At 35.0% G+C, this 21,313-nt stretch carries 22 protein-coding genes; 9 read left to right on the forward strand and 13 right to left on the reverse strand.

The genetic code is table 11. The features are described from left to right. Window positions 1-2: 2 nt before the first annotated feature. The 5 genes from MKY09_RS11860 to MKY09_RS11880 form a co-directional block, all read right to left on the reverse strand. Complete coding sequence (locus tag MKY09_RS11860) at window positions 3-845, reverse strand: carbohydrate ABC transporter permease (RefSeq protein WP_251556771.1); 843 nt, start codon at window positions 843-845, stop codon at window positions 3-5. Further along, window positions 845-1,789 (reverse strand): sugar ABC transporter permease, encoded by a 945-nt coding sequence (locus MKY09_RS11865; protein ID WP_251556770.1) that lies wholly within the window; start codon window positions 1,787-1,789, stop codon window positions 845-847. The genes MKY09_RS11860 and MKY09_RS11865 overlap by 1 nt, the downstream gene beginning before the upstream one ends. Window positions 1,790-1,870: 81 nt before the next feature. Continuing rightward, window positions 1,871-3,169 (reverse strand): extracellular solute-binding protein, encoded by a 1,299-nt coding sequence (locus MKY09_RS11870; protein ID WP_340883849.1) that lies wholly within the window; start codon window positions 3,167-3,169, stop codon window positions 1,871-1,873. 557 nt (window positions 3,170-3,726) lie between these two features. Further along, window positions 3,727-4,617 carry a hypothetical protein gene (locus tag MKY09_RS11875; protein ID WP_169361076.1) on the reverse strand — a complete coding sequence of 297 codons (891 nt, stop codon included), beginning with the start codon at window positions 4,615-4,617 and terminating at the stop codon, window positions 3,727-3,729. Between the two features lie 60 nt (window positions 4,618-4,677). Continuing rightward, window positions 4,678-5,016 carry a helix-turn-helix domain-containing protein gene (locus MKY09_RS11880; protein ID WP_169361077.1) on the reverse strand — a complete coding sequence of 113 codons (339 nt, stop codon included), beginning with the start codon at window positions 5,014-5,016 and terminating at the stop codon, window positions 4,678-4,680. A 104-nt stretch (window positions 5,017-5,120) separates the two neighbouring features. On the opposite strand from MKY09_RS11880, the gene MKY09_RS11885 reads away from it, so the two are divergent. Beyond that, window positions 5,121-5,504 carry a RidA family protein gene (locus tag MKY09_RS11885; protein WP_169361078.1) on the forward strand — a complete coding sequence of 128 codons (384 nt, stop codon included), beginning with the start codon at window positions 5,121-5,123 and terminating at the stop codon, window positions 5,502-5,504. 181 nt (window positions 5,505-5,685) lie between these two features. Beyond that, complete coding sequence (locus MKY09_RS11890; RefSeq protein ID WP_342566744.1) at window positions 5,686-6,225, forward strand: GNAT family protein; 540 nt, start codon at window positions 5,686-5,688, stop codon at window positions 6,223-6,225. 167 nt (window positions 6,226-6,392) lie between these two features. On the opposite strand, the gene MKY09_RS11895 is transcribed toward MKY09_RS11890, so the two are convergent. Both MKY09_RS11895 and MKY09_RS11900 read right to left on the reverse strand, forming a co-directional pair. Continuing rightward, window positions 6,393-7,139 carry a type II CAAX endopeptidase family protein gene (locus MKY09_RS11895; RefSeq protein WP_251556764.1) on the reverse strand — a complete coding sequence of 249 codons (747 nt, stop codon included), beginning with the start codon at window positions 7,137-7,139 and terminating at the stop codon, window positions 6,393-6,395. 69 nt (window positions 7,140-7,208) lie between these two features. Next, window positions 7,209-9,110 carry a serine hydrolase domain-containing protein gene (locus tag MKY09_RS11900; protein WP_342566745.1) on the reverse strand — a complete coding sequence of 634 codons (1,902 nt, stop codon included), beginning with the start codon at window positions 9,108-9,110 and terminating at the stop codon, window positions 7,209-7,211. Window positions 9,111-9,824: 714 nt separating this feature from the next. On the opposite strand from MKY09_RS11900, the gene MKY09_RS11905 reads away from it, so the two are divergent. Together MKY09_RS11905 and cyoE are read left to right on the forward strand one after the other, a co-directional pair. Beyond that, window positions 9,825-10,340: a VanZ family protein gene (locus MKY09_RS11905; protein ID WP_340883858.1), complete on the forward strand. Its 516-nt coding sequence runs from the start codon at window positions 9,825-9,827 to the stop codon at window positions 10,338-10,340. Between the two features lie 209 nt (window positions 10,341-10,549). Beyond that, window positions 10,550-11,446, forward strand: coding sequence for a heme o synthase (gene cyoE / locus MKY09_RS11910; RefSeq protein WP_340883861.1), 897 nt, complete (start codon window positions 10,550-10,552; stop codon window positions 11,444-11,446). Between the two features lie 76 nt (window positions 11,447-11,522). Here cyoE and MKY09_RS11915 read toward each other — a convergent pair whose 3' ends face one another. Continuing rightward, window positions 11,523-11,879: a thioredoxin family protein gene (locus MKY09_RS11915; RefSeq protein ID WP_340883863.1), complete on the reverse strand. Its 357-nt coding sequence runs from the start codon at window positions 11,877-11,879 to the stop codon at window positions 11,523-11,525. 1,337 nt (window positions 11,880-13,216) lie between these two features. Here MKY09_RS11915 and MKY09_RS11920 point away from each other — a divergent pair. Continuing rightward, entirely contained in the window at window positions 13,217-14,671 is a 1,455-nt protein-coding gene (locus MKY09_RS11920) for a right-handed parallel beta-helix repeat-containing protein (protein WP_342566746.1), read from the forward strand. A 260-nt stretch (window positions 14,672-14,931) separates the two neighbouring features. Continuing rightward, window positions 14,932-15,078 carry a hypothetical protein gene (locus MKY09_RS11925; RefSeq protein ID WP_342566747.1) on the forward strand — a complete coding sequence of 49 codons (147 nt, stop codon included), beginning with the start codon at window positions 14,932-14,934 and terminating at the stop codon, window positions 15,076-15,078. An 86-nt stretch (window positions 15,079-15,164) separates the two neighbouring features. On the opposite strand, the gene MKY09_RS11930 is transcribed toward MKY09_RS11925, so the two are convergent. After that, a complete protein-coding gene (locus tag MKY09_RS11930; RefSeq protein WP_342566748.1) occupies window positions 15,165-15,359 on the reverse strand; it encodes a hypothetical protein in 195 nt (64 codons plus the stop codon). A 139-nt stretch (window positions 15,360-15,498) separates the two neighbouring features. Between MKY09_RS11930 and istA the strand changes: the two genes are divergently transcribed. After that, on the forward strand, window positions 15,499-17,046 hold the full coding sequence (gene istA, locus MKY09_RS11935; RefSeq protein WP_342568204.1) for an IS21 family transposase: 1,548 nt from the start codon (window positions 15,499-15,501) through the stop codon (window positions 17,044-17,046). Beyond that, a complete protein-coding gene (istB, locus tag MKY09_RS11940; protein WP_169361551.1) occupies window positions 17,043-17,789 on the forward strand; it encodes an IS21-like element helper ATPase IstB in 747 nt (248 codons plus the stop codon). The genes istA and istB overlap by 4 nt, the downstream gene beginning before the upstream one ends. A 40-nt stretch (window positions 17,790-17,829) precedes the next feature. Here the strand turns inward: istB and MKY09_RS11945 are convergent, their stop codons facing one another. From MKY09_RS11945 to MKY09_RS11955, 3 genes are all read right to left on the reverse strand, one after another. Beyond that, a complete protein-coding gene (locus MKY09_RS11945; RefSeq protein WP_342566749.1) occupies window positions 17,830-17,964 on the reverse strand; it encodes a hypothetical protein in 135 nt (44 codons plus the stop codon). A gap of 123 nt (window positions 17,965-18,087) precedes the next feature. Further along, window positions 18,088-18,504, reverse strand: coding sequence for an immunity 70 family protein (locus tag MKY09_RS11950; protein ID WP_342566750.1), 417 nt, complete (start codon window positions 18,502-18,504; stop codon window positions 18,088-18,090). Window positions 18,505-18,729: 225 nt separating this feature from the next. Next, entirely contained in the window at window positions 18,730-19,182 is a 453-nt protein-coding gene (locus tag MKY09_RS11955; RefSeq protein WP_342566751.1) for a hypothetical protein, read from the reverse strand. A gap of 86 nt (window positions 19,183-19,268) precedes the next feature. Between MKY09_RS11955 and MKY09_RS11960 the strand changes: the two genes are divergently transcribed. Beyond that, window positions 19,269-20,407, forward strand: a protein-coding gene (locus tag MKY09_RS11960; protein WP_169361557.1) for an IS3 family transposase whose coding sequence is annotated in 2 segments (ribosomal slippage) — window positions 19,269-19,494 and window positions 19,494-20,407 — 1,140 coding nt in all. Because the reading frame shifts where the segments join, the coding sequence is not laid out codon by codon here. Between the two features lie 371 nt (window positions 20,408-20,778). On the opposite strand, the gene MKY09_RS11965 is transcribed toward MKY09_RS11960, so the two are convergent. Beyond that, complete coding sequence (locus MKY09_RS11965; protein ID WP_342566752.1) at window positions 20,779-21,306, reverse strand: hypothetical protein; 528 nt, start codon at window positions 21,304-21,306, stop codon at window positions 20,779-20,781. Between the last annotated feature and the right edge of the window lie 7 nt (window positions 21,307-21,313).

Raw genomic sequence — 21,313 nt, forward strand, 5'->3', positions numbered from 1 at the left:
CTTTATTTCACAGAGCCTTCTGTAATACTTGATATAAATAAGCGGTTAAACAATAGGAAAACAATCAAAAGTGGGATAGTTGCCCAAAAGACACCCGATAAGATCATGCCAAAGTCTGCATTTTGTGTATTACTTAATTGGGCTAAAGCAACTTGAATCGTATACATCTCCGGATCTCTTAAAACTGTAAATTGCCATAAAAATTCGCCCCATGCAGCCGAAAATACAATAATTCCTAAAGTTGCAAATGCCGGAAGTATAATGGGAAGTACAATACTACGATAAATTTTAAAGTTGGAGCATCCGTCTAATTTTGCCGCTTCAATTAGCTCATCTGGGACAGATTGACTAATATATTGTCTCATCAGGAAGATACCCAGAGGATTAAGGAAGAACAATACCATCACACCTGGTAACGTATCCAGTAGTCCTGCCTTAGAAATTAGGAAATATTGTGGAATTAACCCTAATTGAGGCGGTATAATCATCGTTAAGAGGATAGCAGTAAAAAGTATATTTTTACCTCGAAACTTAAACTTCGCAAAGGCAAAGCCAGCTAATGAACTGATAAACAAAACGACAACGGTGACAATTGAACAAACAATCAGTGAGTTCCACATGGCTTGAAAGAAATCAATTTTATCCAGGACCTTTTTAAAATTCTCTATTAATAAGCTCCCAGGTGTAATCGTTGGTGGAATGGAATTGTAAGCAGAGCTAGGGCTTGTTGCCATTACAAACATCCAGTAAAACGGAAACAACGAAAGTAGGGATGCAATGGACAAAAGTACATAAGAAAGGATTTTACTAAAGGACGGTTTTCTTCCTTTTTCCGATTTATTCACTAGTTTCTACCTCTTTTCTTCCTACCAATGCCTGAGGTTAATAATGTATTGATCGTAGCAAAAACGGTTATCAATACTAATAATATGATAGCTGTAGCCGATGCCGTCCCAAAAGATTGGAGTTTAAAAGCGTCCCGGTACAAATACATAACAATTGTCATCGCTTCGTCTCTTGTAAAAGCACTAGTTCCTAAAAAGATGGTTGGTTCAGAAAATAACTGCAGAGCTCCTACAGTTGAAGTGAAGACCGTTAAAATGATAAATGGCTTCAGCATCGGTATGGTAATGTATATAAGCTGTTGAAATTTATTTGCTCCATCGATCGTTGCTGCTTCGTACAAATAGCTTGGGATGCTTTGAATACCAGCAAGATAGATAATGGTGTTATACCCTACCCACCGCCAAAATACCATAATCGAAATGGCAATCTTCGTTCCCCACTCAGAGCTGCTCCAGCTCACAGGATCCAGCCCCGCCAAACTTAATACATAATTGGCTAAAGAAGATTCATGATCGCTAAACAATACACTAAAAATAAGAGCTACAGCCACCATGGAAGTAATATACGGCATAAAAATTGTTACGCGAAAGAAATTTCTAAACTTTAAAAATGCCAGATTTAATAAATAGGCAAAAATGATTCCAAACACTAATTGAGGGGCGGTTCCCATGATTCCCATGACAATTGTGTTGTAGACTGATTTCCAAAAAAGAGGATCTGTTAATACTATTTTAAAATTTGCTAAACCAACAAAAGTCATAGGACTTAATCCATTCCACTTTTGAAAACCTAGATAAATACTAAATAATGCTGGATATAACCCAATAATAGCAAAAATAATAAAGAAAGGTGCAATATATAAATAACCTGAAGCCATATCTTTTTTTGCTTCGGACATGTACCTTTTTTTTCTTACCTTTTCCTTATTACTTACAGCACTCATATACTCACCTCATGTCCTATGAAAGGTGGAATGGAAGCTCATTCAACTCCTCATCCACCTTCAAATCTATTATTCTCTTTACTAGCGATTCATTAAATCCTTTGCACGCTTAACTGCTGCAGCCCACTCTTTTTCTGGATCTGCCCCTTTAGCTTGAACATCCTTTAAGGCATTCAGTACTTCCTGATAAACCGGGAAGTATTTTTCTCCTTTATACACCGCTCCATTGATGTCTTGTGCTGCTTGAGCAAATACTGGTGCTGTTGATTGGCCACCAAAGAACTCATCTTCATTGTTTTTGAAGGAATCCATTTCGTAAACAGACGGAGCAGATGGGAATAATCCTTTTGTTTGGAATGATTTTATTTGATTGTCAGGAGAGATTAACCACTCTGCAAATTCATAAGCTTCAGCTGCATGTTTAGTTTCTTTTGGGATGGAGATAAACGAACCGCCCCAGTTTGCAGCAAATTCAGTTGGCAATGTTGCTACTCTCCATTTACCTACTGCTTCTGGTGCATTCCCTTCCATCCAACCTTTTAACCAGCCAGCTCCTAATTCAGCTGCAAATTCACCTTTGTTTACCGCATTTGCCCACTCTGGTGACCACATTTCGAATTTTCCAACAATACCAAGCTCATTAAGCTTTACAGCATAGTCGTATGCCTCTTTAACCGTATTTCCTTCTTGCTCTATTAATAATTCACCCTCAGGGTTTAGGAACGTTTCTTGTGCTGCATCTAAATAAGATCTGAATGCCATTTCAATACTATCGATGAATGGTTTTCCAGTTTTCTCCTTCACCTGTATACCAGCTTCTTCAAATGCTTTGGGAGAACTGATAAGTTTAGCTACTTCATTAGGATCTGTTGGTAAACCAGCCTCTTCAAAGACATCTGTACGATAATATAAAGCTTTTGGACCAATATCCGTTGGTAACCCGATTAAGAAATCCCCAGCATTATTTTCTCCCGTACTCCATTTCCAATCTAAGTATTGGTCTTGAATATCTTTTGCACCCAGATCATAAAGGTTTTCAAACTGGTCTTGTGCTGCTTTAAAACGATCTAATTGATCAATCTCTAGCATCGTAATATCTGGAGCTCCGCTTCCTGCCGATAATGCAGTAAATAATGCATCATGGTGCTCTGCAGTTTCAGCAGCTCTTACTTTAACTTTCACATTAGGATTTTCCTCTTCATATGCCTTCGCTAAGTCTTCATAGTTAGTAGCACCAAAAGTCCAAAAGTTTAATGTAACTTGGTCTTGTGAGCCTCCGCTTTTTGCACCTTCAGACGATTCCTTTTCAGAACAAGCTGCCAATGATAGTGCAAGAACAGCCGACAAGCCCAAAGCACCTATTTTTTTTAAACTTCTCAAATTGATTCCCCCTAATTTTTTTAGTCAATGTGTCTTACAGGTTGTAATTCTTCAACAAAAATAATGAAAGTTATTATTTTTGTATCATGCACCTCCCATATTGTCCTCATCATAAAAACTAAGCTACTTGATACATTAAGGAAACCGGTTTCTAAATAATATAAAAAAAAGCAATAATTAGAAGGTGAAACCGCTTTCAAATAGAATTATAATCCTAGATTAATAGAAAATCAAGAATTTTCTTACAAATTAACGAAAACGCTTTCCAAAAGTAAATTACTATAATAATGGCCGATAATATATTTTAGAAAACTCTCTTGCTTCACATTTAATTAGTATGCTATATCCTTCCCTCAATATGATTAGACTTCCTTGCTATGTTTCTTTTTAGGTTTTCAGTTCGCTGTACTACCAGGAAACGTCGCCTCCGCTTCAAACAATGATAGTGAATTTTTATTAGAGATCAGTTACCTTATAAAAACAGTAAAGAGGTGAAATCATATTTCTTATTTCACCTCTTTTCATTGATTGACTCGCTATATCCCAGCCTCTCTTTATTAATCTCCTCCCCCACAGCTTGAGCAAGAACTATCTGAAGAGCAAGACTTACAAGAGTTGGCCGACCCACAGCTTGTGCAATTCGATAAATTATCGCCATTGCTTATTTTCATGTAACTTGAAAATTCATCATAATGGAAATAAGAAACAGACAAGAAAGGAAGGAGCATTGCGTTGTAATTTTGATGATTTTTTCCTTGTTTCAACTTTTCATGTATAATCTTTTTCTCGTAATCTCTTACACCATTTACTGTATTTTTCATGGAAGTAATAAGCGCAAGTACAGTTTTCATATATTTCGAATCACGTTTAAAGTAAATATCGATTAATTCATTTTCTTGTAAATTTTTAAAATCATCCATTACAGTTGGATGAACAGGGTTCTTAAAAAAACCTTTATACAGAAGTATATTCTCGCGTCTTATAAAAAATAGCTCTGCATACACCCAGTCAAAAAAACCACGTAAATCAGGATCGGGTTCTATCTTTACATTTGGACTATGATGTAGCTTTGCACCTAAATAATTTATCGAAAAATTTTCATACTCACGGGTAAACATAAGCATCTCATGCCACAATTCATCAACTTTCTCACTAAACATTGGAGACTCTTTTAATAGTGACGCCATAATAAAATAGCGTTTTAAATCTAGGAGGCGCCACTCATACTCATTTTCTTTTAATCTATTATTATTCCTTACCCTCACTTCTACATTTTCCATAAAACTTTTAGGAAGGGATTGCTCCAGTGTATCATTTAGCTTTTTTAACCCTTTAATTTGCTTTAATTCTAATGTTTTTGGAGATAAACCAAACTTATATGAGGTGTTCTTGCGCACAAAAAGACTAAAACCAATAAAAACTATAAGTAGCAACACGATCCATTCCATAAAATGCTCCCCCTATTAGTAGCTTTTAGTATTAGTAAATCCACGCAATATCATGAGCTATTAATTATTGCGATTTTTTTCTCCCCACTCACATAGTTGTTCCAAAACAGGTAATAAAGTATCTGCTTTAGGTGTTAGACTATACTCTACTTTAGGAGGTATTTGTGGGTACTCTTTCCGTAAAACCAACCCATCTGCTTCCAGCTCTTTAAGATGTGAACTCAATGTTTTAAAGGTAATGGCTCCTATTTGTCTTTTCATATCATTAAAGCGAACGGGTTGATTTTCAGCTAGCAGATAGAGAATTAGCATTTTCCATTTTCCACCTACTACCGACAAAGTATACCCAAATGATGTCTCTTGAATATTCCCCTTGTCTTTATATTCCTCCATACTCATTTGACACTATCCTTTCTGATAGTAACTATCAAAAATGTGCGTACTATTTTTTTCTTTTTATTCATTTTATACTTACTTTACTTTGAAATAAAGGAGAGAAAATAATGAATAGTGTTAAAACTTACAACCACAATCTCTGGGATCATGGGATTACACAAGGTTATGGCGTCAACAATACCATTTACATTTCAGGGCAATTTTCACACAATCAAGACGGCGTATTCGTTGGAGAGGAAGATATTGAGGCGCAGGCCCGTCAGACACTTGAAAATCTGGACCTCGTCCTTCAGGAGTTTGGTGTAACAAAATCTAATCTCGCTTATGTGGAGCTCTATCTAACGAATCCTCAAGCCCATTTCTCCCCAGTCATAGAAATGTTTAAGGAATATATCGGAGAACATCGTCCAGCCGGCAGTTGTATCGGCGTGACTTACTTGGCTTTCCCTGAGCAACTAATTGAGATCAGTGCTATCGCACACACCGATTAAGAAAGATTTTCTAGACAATCGCAATCATCTCTTTTCTGGAAAACTAGATATGTATAATTCTCATGCTAATTAAAGAAAATGAAATAATGCGAATATCAATTTTAACGAAAGAACCTCAACCATTTATCTCCATAATTCACTATGATATACTGTATTTATTTCTTAGAGAAGGAGATATGAGATGTTAAAAACTAAAAATATATACATTCGTCCATTTATAGTTTCAGATGCGAAAGAAATGCTAGATTTAGAAATCAGGAATCGTGCATTTTTACAAAACTATTCCGTAGCTCTTCCAGAAAACTACTGGACCATAGAAACGCAAAAAGAATTAATTGAAAAATCGGCACAAAATTCGACAAAGGATTCCGCATATCAGTTTGGAATTTTTAAAGTAGATGGCGACGTATTAATAGGTTCTATCTCACTATTTCAAGTAGTCCGCGGACCTCGTCAAAGCGCCCTTTTAGGCTATTCCTTGGATCAAGCGCATAATGGCAAAGGATATACCACTGAAGCTACTCGTCTAGTTATTCAATATGCTTTTGAGACACTCAACTTACACAGAATAGAAGCCGGAGTCATGCCAAATAATACAGGCTCCATTCGAGTTTTAGAAAAAGTAGGTTTTCACAATGAGGGATTGGCAAAAAAAAGTGTAGAAATTAACGAAAAATGGGAAGACCATGAAATGTTTGCCATATTAAATCCTAAGCACTAACTTACCTTATGTGAAGATTATTTTCCTAAAGGCTATTTCTCTTCTTGAAGCAATGAACCATCCGGAAGCTCGACATTCACCATGAAAAACATTAACCCCCGAATTGGTCTACTTTTAAAAGCAGCCACTATTCGGGGTTTAGTTCAAAATGTATAGCCTTTAATCATTTAAATTCTTTCATGAATAAAAGCATTCTTTACTGTATTATTTTTCCGCAGAGAAAATGCTAAGACAGTAATAGCTATAACTAAAATACCAATCACTGTCGTATCCAGAATGACACTGGATTCTCCGTTTCCTAAAAATTGAAGCAGATTATGAAGGCCATGAAACAAAATTAGAGGGTAAATGTTTTCTGTTTTTATAAATAATTGTGCAAGCACTATTCCTATTAATAAAGAATAAATCAATTGAAGTCCAGTCTGTCCTAAACTTTGTCCAGATAACAAATTAAGCATGTGGGTAACAGAAAATAATATGCTCGAAGTTAGAATAGCTGGAAGCATACCTAGTGGCAATAATATTTTAATCATTATTCCTCTGTAAATACTTTCTTCCACAAAACCCACTAGAATAGCAAAACCAACAAAGAATATAATTGTTTCAAGAGGCTGGGAACTAAACCCTTGAAAGCATAATACAATTAAAATAAGAAGTAGAGGCAAATACGAATACCAGCTTTTTCTGATTAATACTCGTTTAAAACCAAAATAGGTCCATTTTCTTTTCCATGTAAAATAAATGATTAATACTAGTGCAGTTGGTATGAACGATATTAATATCGGAGAATTGTAACTTAATTGTTTAATCGTCGCAATCGCCCCCGCTATAAAAACTACTAGTAAAAAACTAATCTCAATCAGTATTATACTTTTAATGGGGTGCTTTTTTGCATAACTTAACTTATTATCCACTATACATCTTTCCTCCTAATAACATCTTCTAGCCATCCTGTACAATACTTATTGGTTCAAAAATTATTTTTATAGAAGATTAAAGAAATTCCAATTCATTAATACGGCTACTAATAATACAATGAGCCATATTGTGAAAACTCGTATAAATTTATGGCTTTTTTTCAAATTTACTAATTTCCAATTAACTAAATCTAAAATGACAAGAATTACTGCTACAAAAAGAAGGAACCAGTTTAAGTAAATGTGTAACTGAAGCGCATCTAAATAAAGCATCGAGGAGCTAACAATAGTACGAATAACAAGAACAATATTATTTATGACTAACAAGCTTCCAGTTAAATTTATCAACCAAAATAGTTTTGTTTCTTTTGAGGGCTGCATATTTTGCTTGTGATTTTTTAATGATTTTATTAGCCAAATGATAGGTGAGAAAATAAAATATAATACACTAATTAGTACTATGCCTAAACTAATTATTAGCCATGGCAGCTTTCGATCCCCTTCTAAAGGTAAATAATCAGCAACCTGACCATTGGTGAGCCGTTTTACTCCGAATTCGTCCACCTCAAAATAAGCTTTTGAAAGAATATATCCCACAATCGGATTCTCACTAGATGTAAGGGTATATAAATAAGGATCGATTTGAGTGTAGGTACCTTCCATTCCATAAAGGCTTATATTTATTTTATCTTTTGATACCGCTTCGACTTTTAAGGGTGGTAGAAAACCAAGAAACTCCGTGTATGTGCTACGTGATTGGCGAGCTGCAACATACAATCCAGCAATTTCATCAAAGCTTGGCATCTCAATTGTTGGTGTTTGAGTCATGTCATCGGGTTTACCAAAAAGTAAATCTATGACTCCTGATGTCACATTCATTTCAGCTGAGGCATTTGTTAAAACAACTACTCCAAAATGTTCATCCGGTGCAATTACCATATTTGAACTAAAGGCAGCTGTATTTCCTCCATGGCCTACCCCTCTCACTTTACCATCATATTCCCAAAAGCCATGTGCGTTAGAGAGCAGATTACTATGTGGAGAATAGCTTTGTGTTAGCATTTTGTCGAGAGTGCCTTCAGTTGAAAAAAGTGGATTGCTAGTAGAATTCGTTGGCATTAGCGCGACAGCAAATCTCGCTAAGTCTTCAGCTGTTCCATTTACAGAACCAGCCGGGTAGAGTGGAACATATGACCAACTTCCTTCTGTAAACTCCTTATTTTCTTTTGGTATATAACCTTTCGCTTTGTGTTCAAGTTCTGTGTAATTCGCTAAAGTAGGATCGCCTGATGTGCTGTGCATGGATAGTGGTAGAAAAATATGCTCCATCTCGTAATCTAAAAAAGTTTGCTCTGCAATTCGTTCAATGACGTAACCCGCTAGAGCAGTCGCATAATTTGAATATGCCATTGTACTACCTGGTTCATAGATCTGCTTCGGTTGCCTACTGATTAAAACTTCTTCTAAAGAATCTACACTTTCTGGGGTAGACATGATTAAATCAAAGTAATAATCCTCAAAACCCGCTGTATGACTCATAATTTGATTCATTGTAATAGGCTTTTCATATGTTAACTTGGAGACAAAATCTTTAGGAAGGTATGTTGTAATATCTTCATTTAAATCTAATTTTCCTTGTTCGACTAGTTGCATTGCAGCTGTCCATACAAACAATTTACTAATAGAACCATATTCAAAAACCGTTTTTTGTGGATTTACTAATATCTCTTTTTCAATATTTGCGTAACCATATCCTTTAGAAAACACAATTTCTCCATCTTTTACGACTACAATTGAAGCACCCGGTGTTGATTGACCAATGTGATTTAAGACAAACCCATCGATTTCCTCCTTTAACTTATTTAATGGAATACCTGATGGCGTACTTCCATTTTCCGCACTGTAAACAGGACTGAAAGAAAGACAAGTACTAACTAAAATGAGTACTACAAGAATTCGTTTAATCATCTTTTTGGCTCCTTTTTATGAATTGTAATTGAGAAAATATAAGTGAATATTAGATTATTAACTAGCATGCTTTTAGCAAAGGCTAGTTCAGTACGGCAAGGCTTTGCTCCGTCTGTGCAAGGTTCTAGCTCGTTTCCGCCAGGTTTAATCCCATCTCCGCAAGGTTTATTCCCGTCTCCGCAAGGTTCTAACTCGTTTCTGCACGGTTCTGCTCCTTCTTCGCAAGGTTCTCACGTCTGTGCAAGATTCTAGCTCGTTTCCGCAAGGTTCTGCTCCTTCTCCGCAAGGTTCTCTCGCTTTTCTGAAAAAACTACCTTTTATCCGAAGTCCTCTACACTAACTCAAGCTAAAATTAATCCCCAAATGGTTGATGACCCTATTTATCACGTACATAGCAAAGTTCCAATTAACTAGAACTGACTTGGACGATTTTGGAAGATTACACCCCCTTCCTCCTCCCTACTGTATGATTTATACTAAACTTCAGAAATATCTTTTGTCTTACTTATTTCTTACAAAAACCTTAAGAGTTAAGTTACTCGATAAAACTACTATTGAGGACAAAATTCAATCTAGAATATTGAGGAAATAATTTATTTGGTGGAAGAAAATAAATTACATTATTTAATATTTCCTTAAGATTTTGTCTTACCTTTTCTTAAAGAATTTAATGTATAGTGGGTAAGAAGTGATTGAGTGAAGGGATAAATCGTAATGAAAAAGTCTTTAAATATATTTTACTGGGGCATATTATTTTTCTATCTATTTTTATTAATTGATACCGTATTTTTAGGCAGAGGTAGCTTCAGAAGTGTTAATTTCGTTCCGTTGAATTCTATAAGAGAGTATATTATGGTGGATAATGGAATTGGTGGAACAAGAATTGTAGATATGAATATTTGGGGAAATGTTTTAATGTTCATCCCAGCAGGAATCTATCTGAGTCTTCATAGCAGTATTAAATCCATAGCTAGGGTTTTATGTTCTATCTTTTTATTGAGCCTATTTATTGAAGTTGTTCAATATATTTTTGAATTAGGAGCAACGGACATTGATGATATTATTTTAAATTTTATTGGTGGATTCCTTGGAGTCATAATTTATAAAATTGCAGAGAAATTTTTAAAAGAGGATAGTAAAATTAAAAACTTTATTTCTATATTATCTGTAATTGTTGGTCTGCCTATATTCGTCTTACTAATTATCATAGTGATTGTAAATATCGATTAATCAAATTTTCCATTTTTACATTAAAATCAATTCTCTTAAACAGTCCTTTTAGCATTCAGCAGGACTGTTTTTACTATGCGGCAATTATATATGTAGAAATAGACCTAAATTGTTCAAATATGATTATAAAAAAGAGTTAATATATAGATTTTAGCTAATCATATAGGTTATATTAGTTCAAGTGGATAAATAAGGAGCTATGAAATACGATGACTAAACAATCACAAAAAACGTTATGGGCTCAAGTAGTTAAAACAGGAATCATTAAGTCTAATCTTATTCCAATGATTGCTGGTTTAATGCTTGCTTTATATACTTATGAGTACAGCTTTGTAGATAATATTTGGAATGTAGTTTTTGCATTTTTAGGAACAGCAGCCGTAATTGCTGCCGCTGGTTCGTTTAATAACATTTATGATCGCGATATCGATGCGATTATGGCTCGTACGAAGGTACGTCCAACCGTAACAGGCGCTATATCGATTAAGAAAGTTTTAATAGTCGCGATTCTATTATTAGTAATTGGATTAATTTTATTATATTTAGCATCGCCATTAGCAAGTTTACTTGGATTTTTGGGAGTATTTTTTTACGTAGTTCCTTATACAATGTGGACGAAACGCCATACGATTTGGAACACGGAAGTAGGAAGTATTTCAGGTGCAATGCCCCCATTGATCGGTTGGGCAGCTGTCGCTCCTGATATTTGGCACCCAGCTTGTTGGGCATTATTTTTAATCATGGTAATATGGCAAATGCCTCACTTTTACGCGATCGCCATTCGAAAAAAGGATGATTATGCTGCTGCAAAAATTCCAATGCTTCCCGTTGTTAAAGCAGGTAGACGCACATATATCCAAACAAATTTCTATTTAATTCTATTAGTGCTATCTAGCTTTTTGTTTTTACCGCTTAGCTTAGGTCTCACATTAGTTTCACTCGTTTTAGGTCTATTTTGGTTGGGATTAAGCTTATTCGGAACACGCAAAATGGATATGAAAGACTGGGCAAACAAAATGTTTAAATTCTCATTAATCCATATGATTGTGATTTACTTTACGGTTATTATATATGCAAGTATGGGGTTGCTCTTAGACGCTTTATAATGATGAGTTGTTTATCCTGCGACTAAGAATCTTATTTCCCTATTAATTAAAAATGAAAGGCTATTCCTAGCTCATGCTAGAATAGCCTTTCATTTTTATATCCTTCATAAATTTTTTGTAATTTCTCTTCGAAAAGACTCATATGGACCATGCGTGCTTCCCGCAAATATTCTTTTCCCTCAATGAACAAAAGCATAGCAGGGACTGAAAAAACAATAAACCTTTCTGCAACCTCTTCTACTTCAGCCGAATCAACGTGTGCGAGCTGTATATCTGGAAACTTTTCCATAAGCACCTTCACTTGTGGCAAAAGAGCATGACAAACCGTGCATTCTCTACGTGACACGTAAATAAAGCTTAATGGATTGCTGGAAATAAAACGATCAACTTCTTCGATTGTGTGCAACTCTTCAAAAACTCTAATGTTAATCACTCTTTTCTTTAGTAATAAGCTTTGATTGATAGCAACTATATAAAATCTACACGTAGGTTTCCAGTATATGAAACTTTACTGTTAACGTCTATCATTGCAAACAATACTCTATGATGATACAACCCTAGGGGAGTATATATTTTCTAACACCCTATTATTTTTTCTTACATTTAATTAATTTAATTGGAGGATTCGGAAATCCACTCTTGAAAGTTTACTAAAGAGGGGGGTTACTCTTTCCAATGAGACTACGTTTTCGAACTCAAACCATCTTAGTTACTACTAATTTACATGAATTACTTGTATTCCTTTAAGGTGAGCGCAGTCATTAATTTCTTTGATTAAGTTGTTTCTATAAACTGATATTGCTCCGTGTATTTCTCTTTCATCATCTTCATCTATATATTCCGGAAATAAAATAAAATTCGTTTGATCCATTTTTTTATTACATATTCATTTCCTTCAAATTCTCCACATCTGATATGATATGAAGTTATAAAAGACATTATATCTTCATATAATTCCTGTGTATTAATCTCTGCCTGCAAAAACCCTTTTAAAACGTTCATAATAGATCCCTTTCTATTTTGTTGGATAAGCTTATAACATGCCTCCCTCTTCTGATAATTCAACTTTAATTAAATTTTCACCTGTGGTCCTATGGTTTCCAGCCTCAATTATTACTGAATAACTCTGTTTTCCCATTTTAGTTAATCCGTTATCTGTTATTGATTGGACTATTCTATTTTTCATTGAGTCCTTCGATATTTGCTCGGCAGCACCTTCAGAATCTCCTAAAAACTTTGCTCCATTACCTTATTGATAAATGCTTTGGTTTGACATATGATCAACTACCTTTTTGCTTTGTTTAAAAATATCATCAGCCATACTTGCTCCCTTACCAACTTCACCCATACACTTACCACCAATTACATCATCTAGTTTCTTCGCTAACTGGACAGTGAATTCCTTTGAATCCGCTTACTGTCTTCGAAACTTCGGTGTGTCACTCGGTGCGGATGCCACAGCTCGCCAAAAGGCTCTGTCGATGGAGAGATTACCAAACGATTAGTACACCAAGCGCAATTTCGCGGCAAAAGAATACACCCCCCTATTTTTTGATGGGGCTTTTTTTGTTTTTTATGTAAATAAGTGGTTTAAAAATCCGATATATAGTCTGTGTACAAGTAATTAAGACCTACTTTTCAAAATATACATAGTTTTTTTATCTCATATAAAGTTGACTTTGCATGATACTTTGTATCTGCACGTCCGATAAAAGGTGTGAGCATAAATAAACAAATACACCAAAAATTAAAAGACGAAAGAGGACGATGATGATGAGGTTATCGAGAGTATTATTTACCAGTATTTTAGCAATTATTATAGTGCTGACGATTGGTGTCAGTGTAGATGTGAAAGTAAACGCAGAATCCCTTGATAGCAATACGTTAGAAAAAGAAATATTAGAAAATGCCAAACTTGGACTTGAACTTGGCATTTCAGATAGTAATAAAGACAAATTTGTACTTGTAGAAAATGCCGATAAGACTGAAAAACTACAAAATGCATTGAACCTCGGATCCGGAAAAATTGTTGTATTACCATATGGTAGTTCGTATGAAGTGAGCGGATTAAAAGTTCCTGAAAATACAACTATTATTGGTTATGGCTCTAAAATTTATAATGATAAACAGCACACGACACTACTAACGATAGGTAGCGGAGTAAAGATATACGGTTTAGAAATACAGGGGGCAGGCAACAAAGATGCTAATGTAAAAGGTATCGGAATAAACATTGCTGGTGCGGATTCAGCGAATTATATTAAAAATATCGTCATTCAAGATAGCTTTATTCATGACATTGGATTTTTTGGCATCAAAGCCGATTTTGCAGACAATGTGACTGTTACAAATACTAAAGTTGAGAACATCGGCTATGCGGGCATTGGCGCAATGTCTGTTAGTAATTTCCACGTAGATAAGAGCCATATTAAAAATATTACTCCGGGACACAACGGTAATGCATACGGTGTGTACTTTTCTAGGAAAGCTCGCCAAAGTGACCTCGAAAAACATCCACTAAGCAAAGACAGCTCGGTAACAAATAGCACCATAGAGGATGTTCCATTATGGGAGGCGTTAGACACGCACGGTGGAGTAAATATTACGTTTAACTACAATAAAATAAGAAACGCGAACGTCGGTATAGCGTTAGTCAATGCTACAGGTGATGGCAAAGACGGCAAAGTAGGAATGTTTGGTACACATCACTCAACGGCAAAAGGTAACCAAATCGAAGGGATCGGTAAAGGTTGCGGCATTATTGTTGCAGGATCAACGGTAGATTATTCCACTGGTCTTATGATAAGCGGTAACGAATTAACAAATGCCGGAAAAGAAGGAAGTAGTATCTCAGGTGCAATCTGTGCCAAGCTTACGAAAGGTATAGTAATAAAAGAAAACACCTTGACGAATAGCTTCGCTAATGGTATTAGTATGAACACCCAAAATCATCAGTTTTTAATTACTAAAAATAAAATTCTAAATGTACAGGACAAGTCGTACGTAGTGCCTGCTGCTATTGCAATACGATCTACTGATAACGAAGGAACCATCTCACAAAACGTCATAACTAGTGATGGCAACTTATCAAACAAATATGTAAATGTCCGTGGGATTAACATATCCACTAAAACTAATGTAAAGCTGAAAATTGGTACGAATATAAATACCTTTAAACTACCTATTGCTGGTGGAACTGGTAGTCATGTTACGTATGTAAAATAATAAAAATCAATAAAATCCCTTGGCATAATGCCTTGGGTTTTTTTCATATACGATACATAAATGACCCGTCCCATTTAAACCTCGTTGCCTCTATATTATCGGATAAAGTGTTGATTAATAAAAACCCTAAAGCTTAGAGTCCCATAGATTTCCCCTTGCATCTTATTTCTGACATATCGCGCTAACCTGTGCCGTGATGCCCCGTTAAAAGACATAATTATAAATAAACCAAAAATTTAAAGATGAAAGAGGTGAATACAATGATGCTTAACCTAAATATCAGAGACATCAAAATAGAGAACAAGAAGAACAATAGCCACACAAAACATGGACGTGTTGCGCTTCCGGGAATCCGAGTGGGAGTCAATGGTATCGTTTCCGCTATGCAAAAGAAATGGTTGATTTAAAATACACATAAAAGATACTAGAAGAAAATATCCAAGCTCACTAAAACTTGATTTCCATTTTTCACTAAAACAAGACTTTAGTTATATTACCAACCTATCTCTTTTGCTAGTTGCTTAAGCGCTTTTCGATCGAAGTCATCTAAAATTTCATACGAAGAAATTTCTTCTATATTTTCTCCTATCTTTTGTAAAGTTACAATTGCTAAATCACCAACTTTATAATATCCCAACAATTTATCTTCTGCTTCCCGTTTGAAAGATATTATATATAATTTTTTCATTATAGACTCCAAATGTAAACGCTAAAATAAAATGGACAGTTGCTGCTAAATAACATTGAACACTTTCGCTAATCTAATAGATTTTCAGTAAACTATATATATTCGTTTATTGGGGGTCAGACAAGTGGAGGGAAAATTAGTGCTTTATTTAGAAATTCATCAACTAGCCAAAAGAAACTTAACAGTTTCTCAAATTGCAAATCAGTTTAAAGTATCTAGAACGACAGTGTATAAATATTTGGAGATGAGCTTTGAAGAGGCGATACAACAATTTGAAGAAGGTAAAACAAGGAAGAAGAAATTAGATGAGCATCTAGATTGGATAGTTGCCTGGTTGGAGGAATATCCACACCTAAGTGCAGCTCAGATTAAAGATTGGTTATTAGAAAAGTTTCCAAGCCTAGAGATTGGAGACAGTACTGTTCGATTATATGTTCAAGAAGTCAGAGAGAAATATCAAATTGAAAAGACGAAACAAACAAGGCAGTATGAGGCAATACAACAACAGCCTATGGGAAAACAGATGCAGGTTGATTGGGGAGAAACAAAGCAGAAAACGGTAAGTAAAAGAGAAATAAAACTTTACTTTATCGCGTTTGTTTTGGCGCATTCACGCCACAAATACATGGAATGGCAAGATCGACCATTTACAACAAGAGATGCGATTCGCTGCCATGAAAACGCCTTTCACTTTTATGGGGGAATGCCTAACGAAATTGTATACGATCAGGATCATTTACTTTCGGTTAGCGAGAACGCTGGTGATTTAATTCTGACTACCGATTTTCAATCGTATGTGAAAGAACGGAATTTCAGGGTTCATTTATGTCGTAAGGCAGACCCTGAATCAAAAGGAATGATTGAAAATGTCGTTAAATTTATCAAAGGAAACTTCGCAGATAGTCGAGTTTTTAAAGATATTGATGACTGGAATGAACGAGCACTTCAATGGCTCGAACGAACTGGGAATCACAATGTGCATAACACAACGAAAAAAAGACCCGCAGAAGTGTTTCTCCTCGAAAAGCAACACTTACAACCGGTCTCTAGCTTACTTTCAATAGAAAGTATGAATGAGTCTAGTATAACAAGAAATGTAATGAAGGACAACACAGTCAGATTTGAGTCTAATCGATACTCCGTACCGATAGGTACTTACAAAACAAAAGGAAATAATCAGGTGTTCCTTGAAGTAAAAGGCTCCAATAACAAGCAGTTGGTTATCAGAAGTAGTAAGAATCGTGAAGTCATTGCCAAACATACAATCAGCAAGGAGAAGGGTATTCTTATTAAGAATAGAAATCATAGTAGGGATCGATCTAAAGGTATCGAGGCTTTAAAAAAGGGGCTTTTATCGACATTTGAAGAGGAAGAAAAAGCGAAGGCGTACATAGAGAAAGTGCTCGAGAAATACCCACGTTATCGTCGAGATCATTTAGAAATTTTCCGTTCGGTTTCAATAAACGATTCCACTTGGTTAGATAAGGCGCTGGAGAAATGCATCAATGAAAATTTGTATAGTGCGAATGATTTTAAAGACGTTGTACTTTACCTAAAAAAACAATCTCAACAGGAACCATTACTTTCCTTAGAACAGGAGAAACGGCTGATTCATAAAGTAGATATACCAGTTGGAACACGTCCTTTAAGTACGTACACAAGCATTTTAGGAGGCGAACTTTCATGAATCATACGGTAAAAGAAATTCAGAGCCAGTTCAAACTATTACGCTTAGCCGAAACAGCCGAGGAGCTTCCACAGCTCCTTCGCGAAGCTGAGAAATCCTCATGGACCTATTTAGAGTTCCTAGAGGCCATTACCCACTTTGAATTGAAGAAAAGAGAAGCTAAGAGTGTGGAAAGACGGTTGAAATGGGCACGGTTCCCTTATCAGAAAACTCTGTTGGAATTTAGTATTGAAGCACAAAATTCTTTAAGTGAACGCCAACTTACTCAACTACAAGAAATAAATTGGCTGGAGCAACAGTATAATTTGATCTTATTAGGTCCTCCAGGAGTGGGAAAAACACACTTAGCCGTAGGCTTAGGCATCGAGGCGATTAACAAAGGTTATCAAGTTTACTTTGTGACAATGGGAGAATTAATTCAACTACTGAAAACGGAGGAGTTTGCGCATAAATCACAGGTACAGATGAAACGATTAAGAGCTTCTGATTTAGTTATTATTGATGATTTGATGTATATGGCGATGGACCAACGCGAGGCCAATCTGTTCTTCCAAATGATCAATCATCTTTATGAACAAAGTTCCATCATCTTAACTTCTAATAAGAGTCCAGATCAATGGGGAGAATTAATGGGAGATGAAGGAATTACTACGGCTATTTTAGATCGTCTTTTACATCGTGTGGAGGTAATACACATGAATGGAGACAGTTATCGGATGAAAAACCGACAGAATTTGTTTTAAGCAAAAGTGTTCACTCTAAATTAGCAAAAAGTGTTCAATTCTACTTGACGGTTACACCAAATTTGCCAATAGCCGTCATAACATGATATAAAATTATAGGATTCTGTTCATCTAATAATTTTTCTAACTCCTCCGCTGAACAATTTCCTACAATAATTTTATCTACTAGATTCATATATTCTTCTCCTTTTCCCTTATCTTAAATGAGTAGTTTCTCTACGCCCTCTCTCCGTATTAATTAAACAATAAGAAAATGACCTTGATCTAATTTCAAGGTCATCATGTGTAAGTATATTATTTACAAGTTTTCTATATAAACATCGAAATTAGTTTTTTGACCCTTCTCCAATGCTTTCATTAATATACCTATTAAGTCTTCTCCCTCACTTGTAACAAAGTAATTAGATAAGTTTGTGATATCCTTACTAATATTATCACCCCAAGGCGGGCTTTTAGATAAGTCATCAATGTCCCATATTACTTGTGAGGGGTTAAAATCCTGTAATTTCTTTTTAATTGCTTCTAATTCATTTATAGCGCTATCAATATTCTTATTATCAAGTTTCCCGTTATAAAGTTCATTTAATAAGAAAGGATATTCAGTTCCCCATCCATTTAGTTCTAATTGATAACTTATTGTAGAGAAAAAAGAATGTAAGAAATCACCATGCCCGACTTGATACCAGTAATATTTCACTTTAAATCCCACAGCCATCCTTCTCACCTCACTATACGCGCACCATCTTTTCCATAATGAATTATTCCTCTATTGTGCTGAAAAAGGTCAGCTAATATCCCATGGTAAAAAAGCAAGAGTAGACTTTAGTACTCATAATGAATGTTATGGAGGATAGTAAATCATTCATTCATCCTATATTTTAATGTTTTTTGTTAAGGATTACAAAAAGGGAGTGGAAGACCTGTTTCTACATAATAAACATTATTCGAACATTACTCCAAAGCTAACATTTTCAAAATTCACATATGCGTTACAAGTATCAGAAGTATAATAGGGTTCAACATCTTGAATATTTCTTGAAGTAATAAATAATCCAAATCCAAATATATCATTCCAATTCTTTTCAAATATTTGAATTTCTGTATCAGTATCATCATTAGCTACAATTATTTCTACATTTTGGTTAACTAATTGAATAACCATTTCATGAATCTTAATCAACTTATCAATTTCTTTATAAATACTCTCCTTTAGAAATTCTATGTCAATTATATCAATATCAGTTTCATAATATTTACGATCATCATATTTATAGCTATTTACTTCTATATTTTTATCATATTGTTTCTTAAATATATTGCAAATCACTTCAATTTCTTCTTTCTTTAATTCATGTTCTGAGAGGTAGTCGCTAAATTTAAATGCTGTATTCATATTCACTATATCTATGATGCTAGTATGGATGTATGGACACAAGTTAGTTAAGTCTCTATCCTATAAATAGAGAGGACGTGTCCGGAATGAAACAAAAACGGTATAACCAAGAATTTAAACAAACAATTGTCGAACTCCACAGATCTGGTACACCTGTGAGTAATCTCAGTAGCGAATATGGTATTTCTGAAGTAACTATTTATAAATGGATTAAAACACATTCCCCAATCGAAAACAGTGGGGGTTTAACACCGTCACAAATCGCAGAAATCCAAAAGGAAAACCTTCGGCTTCAACAGGAGGTAGACATCCTAAAAAAGGCTATGACCATATTCGCAAGAAAGTAACAGACCAAGAGATTATTGACCATATCGAAAAGGAGAAAGAACACTTTCCTATCCAATTGATGTGTGATGTGCTAAAAGTGCCAAGAAGTACGTATTACCAGTCGTTCCATAAAGTAAAATCTTCGTATGCCATGGAAAACGAAGCGGTTTTAGCACGCATACAAACTATACATGCGGAGAGTAAAGGTCGCTATGGTGCACCAAAAATTCATTATCTGTTAACCCAAGAAAAGGTCGATTTCAGCTTAAATCGAGTGCAGCGAATCATGAAAAAGGCTGGAATTCGATCAACGATCGTGAAGAAGTACCGACCAACTTCCTCCACTGGACAAGTGGTGGAACGTGAAAACCTGTTAGAACAAAATTTTGAAACGACGACCATTAATGAAAAATGGGTTGCAGATATTACGTATATTCATACATTAAGAGACGGCTGGTGTTATTTAGCTTCCGTCCTAGATTTACACACGAAAAAAATTGTTGGCTATTCCTTTTCCAAATCGATGACAACAGAACTTGTTTTACAAGCTTTAGCGAACGCAATCGATGTTCAACAACCAGAAGAAGGACTAATCTTACATACCGATTTAGGCAGCCAGTATACTAGTGAAGACTTTGAAAAAGCAGTGAAAGAAGCAAAATTCAAACAATCTTTCAGTCGTAAAGGATGCCCATATGACAATGCATGTATCGAGTCTTTTCATGCGATTTTGAAAAAAGAAGAGGTATATCAATCTAGTTATATCAATTTTGAAACAGCCCGATTGACCCTATTCCATTATATCGAGTCGTGGTACAACCGAAAACGAATTCATGGAGCTATTAACTATCTAACACCTCAACAATTAGAGGACTTATGCCGAAAAGAAGCGGTTTGAGAGCAAAGGCATCTAGTTTTCCAGATTTACCCCTACCTACACATTTTTTCAGGACGACATCCATGGCTTGTATTTCCTGTACCCAGCGAAAGCTGTCAAGTACGGTCTTTCACTTGACTGGTTTCGCTGGGTACAGGACGCTCCATGATTGGATGCCGTTCTGACAGAGACTTAACTTTTTTATGTCCAGGATATTGACGTAGATCCACTACTGCTAAAAATTTATTTATTTGTTTACCAATTGAATACTTGACTTCATTTTAATAAAAATAAAACCTTGAAAGGATTTTAACCAATCAAGGTATTTGTTGAACAATTTATTTTTGAGTATCCCTTTTCTAACGACCCTTGGATATTCAATAAATTTCATCTTAAAGAAAATCTTTTAGTATTTCTAATGTTTTAAAAGCCTGTAATGAATTTGCTTTAGAAGCATAAATCTGAGGACTTTCGAGATTAGACAATTTAAAAATTTGCCCTGCCTCAAACTTTATATACTTACTAAATTGTTCAATAAACTCCCTTTCATCTACCAAATTATATATTTCATCTTTAAATGTGGCAATTAACATATAGTCGTTGTCATCTAAGTTTTCTAAACTTATATATACTTCATAATCAAATGCAGCTAAACTAAAATTCTCTGGTAAAGAATAAATGGAAATGGCAAGAGTTTCTTCATTCTTTTCTATAGATTTAACTAGTTTCTTCTCAATTTTATTTATGTCCTTAATTTTACTCGTTTTAAATGATTGACCGTATATACCAATATGAGTTGGACTAAATCCTAAATTGGTTGTTAACTCTTTTGCATTATTGTAAAACTTAATCCAGCTATTTGAATAAGTGTGATCTTTTTTTCCATATAAAACTATTGAGGTTGTAATATGGTTTTGCAACTTAATC

The organism is Psychrobacillus sp. FSL K6-4046 (genome assembly GCF_038624605.1).
Classification (GTDB): domain Bacteria; phylum Bacillota; class Bacilli; order Bacillales_A; family Planococcaceae; genus Psychrobacillus.